Origin of the sequence: Bacillus sp. JJ1521, from assembly GCF_036965165.1 — a bacterium.
In the GTDB taxonomy this organism is placed as follows: domain Bacteria; phylum Bacillota; class Bacilli; order Bacillales; family Bacillaceae_L; genus Ferdinandcohnia.
Genome location: NZ_JBALOX010000189.1, coordinates 7,217 through 10,002 on the forward strand (window position 1 = coordinate 7,217; position 2,786 = coordinate 10,002).

4 protein-coding genes are annotated in these 2,786 nt (G+C 38.4%); all 4 read right to left on the reverse strand.

Annotation, left to right across the window (positions count from 1 at the left end; translation table 11 throughout):
• Window positions 1-36: 36 nt before the first annotated feature.
• A complete protein-coding gene (locus tag V7147_RS21255) occupies window positions 37-570 on the reverse strand; it encodes a spore maturation protein (RefSeq protein ID WP_335369807.1) in 534 nt (177 codons plus the stop codon).
• A complete protein-coding gene (locus V7147_RS21260) occupies window positions 567-1,166 on the reverse strand; it encodes a nucleoside recognition domain-containing protein (RefSeq protein WP_335369808.1) in 600 nt (199 codons plus the stop codon). The genes V7147_RS21255 and V7147_RS21260 overlap by 4 nt, the downstream gene beginning before the upstream one ends.
• 2 nt (window positions 1,167-1,168) lie before the next feature.
• Window positions 1,169-2,314 carry a D-alanyl-D-alanine carboxypeptidase family protein gene (locus tag V7147_RS21265; protein WP_335369809.1) on the reverse strand — a complete coding sequence of 382 codons (1,146 nt, stop codon included), beginning with the start codon at window positions 2,312-2,314 and terminating at the stop codon, window positions 1,169-1,171.
• Between the two features lie 105 nt (window positions 2,315-2,419).
• Window positions 2,420-2,786, reverse strand: a 367-nt coding sequence (locus tag V7147_RS21270; RefSeq protein WP_335369810.1) for a superoxide dismutase, incomplete at its 5' end; no start/stop codon positions are given.

Sequence of the window (2,786 nt, forward strand, 5' to 3'; positions counted from 1 at the left end):
AAAACAAAAAAAGAAAACACGCTATTTTTGCGTGTTTTATGAACCGAATATGAAAGTAACTACTACGATACTTACAATTATCCCAAATATATCAGCTAATAGACCGACCTTTAGGGCATCACCCATTTTTTTAATTCCGACTGCTCCGAAATAAACTGTTATTACATAAAGGGTAGTGTCTGTGCTTCCTTGCATAATTGATGCAAGTCTACCAATAAAAGAATCTGGACCATATGTAGCAATAAGATCAGAAGTCATTCCTAAGGCTGCTGTACCGGACATCGTTCTTATTAATGCTAATGGCACAATTTCTGCGGGGAACCCAACGAATTCCAGTGCTGGGCGGATTAGATTGATTAAGAATTCCATCGCGCCGGATGCCCTAAATATGGAAATCGCAACTAACATTCCTATTAAAAATGGCATGATTGAGAAGGCAATTTTAATTCCTTCCTTTCCACCTTCTACAAATACCTCATATGTTGGAACTCGTTTTGCAGTTCCATATAAAAGTACAAATCCTATGATTACAGGTATTAGCCAGAGTGACAGTGTGCTAATGATATTCATTTTTCAATGACACCTCTTTTCACTCTTCGATAATAAAAATACCGGTCAATTAATACGGCACCAATTGCCGAAATGATGGTTACGATAAGAGTTGGTCCTACAATTTCAGTTGGATTAGTAGAGTCATAGGTCATCCTAATTGCAATTACTGTAGTTGGAACAAGGGTCACACTTGCGGTATTTATGGCTAGAAAAGTAACCATCGAGCGGCTTGCAGATGTTTTTCCACCATTTAAATCTCTTAGCTGCTCCATCGCTTTGATTCCCATTGGTGTTGCAGCATTTCCAAGCCCAAACATATTAGCAATCATGTTTGAAAGCATATACCCCATTGCTGGATGGTCGACTGGTACCTCTGGAAATAGGCGACTCACTAGCGGGCGAAATAATTTTGACAGTTTTTCTAATAAGCCCGCTTCTTGTGCAATTCTCATCAATCCTAACCAGAAAACAAGCACAGATATTAACCCTATACAGATGGTGACAGCCTCAGAAGCCCCCTTAAAGATTGCTTCATTTACTTCATTTATCGTTCCATTTACGATTGCAAAGATAATCCCGATAATTGTCATTGCTACCCATATGATATTTACCATCGTCATCTAACCCCTAAAATTACTAAAAACATACTTTTCAGCGTTTCCCAGAATGTTTCCTTTGGTCTGTCTACATTGCCATTATCAAAATAGATCGGCATTTCTTCGATTGTCTCATCACCGAGATTAATCGTAAGAGTACCCACAATATCAGGGACATTTTCTGGTTTACGCCACTCTTTATTATCAGGTTCAAGCAAATCAACATTGAGTTTTATCTCATTTTTCTCTTCGTCCGTTAGTGGATACATAAAATCATGATCGACAAACACTTTTCCTTTGTAAAAATTGTTCTCTGTTTGTATGTCACCTTCCTTGACAACTTTCACTAAATCATATGTTTCAAATGCACCGTTAAACATATTCATATGATCATTCCAGTCGTCAGAAGCATTAATCGTGACTGCAATTAAATCCATTCCATCCTTCGATGCCGTTGAGACTAAGGTGCGTTTTGCTCGCTTTGTATATCCTGTTTTTCCCCCAGTACTATATGGATATAGCTTCGTAAGCAGCTTATTTTTATTTCTCCAGACACGGTCCCATTTTTCAGTCGGATTTGGAGCACGATGCACCTTTGTACCAGCTATTTCCCTATATTTTTCGTTCATCATTGCATATCGGGTTAGAATTGCCATGTCATAGGCAGATGAAAAATGGTTTTCATGATCATCCAATCCATGTGGATTTGCAAATTCTGTATTTTGCATACCGATTTCTTCAGCCTTTTGATTCATCAAAAAAACAAAGCCTTCTAGACTACCGCCTACATGTTCAGCGATCGCAACTGCCCCATCATTACCTGAGCGTAACATTAATCCATACACTAAATCCTCAAGCTTTATTTGCTCATTTGGCTGTAGGTATAAGGAAGATCCTTCTGCACGCACTGCTTTATTACTCACTTTTACCATGTCGTCCAGTTTCCCTGATTCAATGGCAATAATAGCCGTCATGATTTTTGTTATACTAGCAATTCTCATTCGTTGATGGGCATTTTTTTCATACAAAATTCTACCAGACTCTTGCTCTATTAAGATTGCACCTTTTGCACTAACAGAAAGCGCACTCGCTTTTTGAGGAAGGAAGCCTATGAGAACCATAACAATGATGATAAGTGTAAGTAATCTACTGCGAAAAAATGTCATTCGATCCCCGTCCCTTTTGCCGTTTTGTAAAAGTGTATGCAAAACATGTCCAACTAATAACACAAAAAAACTGACCATCACATGGTCAGCAGGGGAATTTATAGGTTAATACTGCTTCCATTTCAGTTTTGATGCTTCATTAAATCGATGTTCCACTTCATCCCAATTAACAATATTCCACCAATTTTTAACATAGTCTGCACGAACATTTTTATATTGAAGATAATAAGCATGTTCCCAAACATCTAGAACTAGTAAAGGAATCGTATCCCATTGAGTCATAAATTGGTGACGTTCGGCTTGCAGGATTTCTAAGCGACCGGCTCTCGGTGACCAAACTAAAATGGCCCAACCTACTCCTTCAACCTTATTTGCAGCTTCACTGAAATGCCTTTTAAAAACTTCAAAGCTACCAAAATCCCTATTAATCTGGCGTAGCAATTCACGACCTGGCATACCTCCACCTTTTGGC

Excerpts from the sequence above, each read along its gene's own strand:
- V7147_RS21255 (WP_335369807.1), bottom strand. The coding sequence starts at position 570 with ATGAATATCATTAGCACACTGTCACTCTGGCTAATACCTGTAATCATA.
- V7147_RS21260 (WP_335369808.1), bottom strand. The coding sequence starts at position 1,166 with ATGGTAAATATCATATGGGTAGCAATGACAATTATCGGGATTATCTTT.
- V7147_RS21265 (WP_335369809.1), bottom strand. The coding sequence starts at position 2,314 with ATGACATTTTTTCGCAGTAGATTACTTACACTTATCATCATTGTTATG.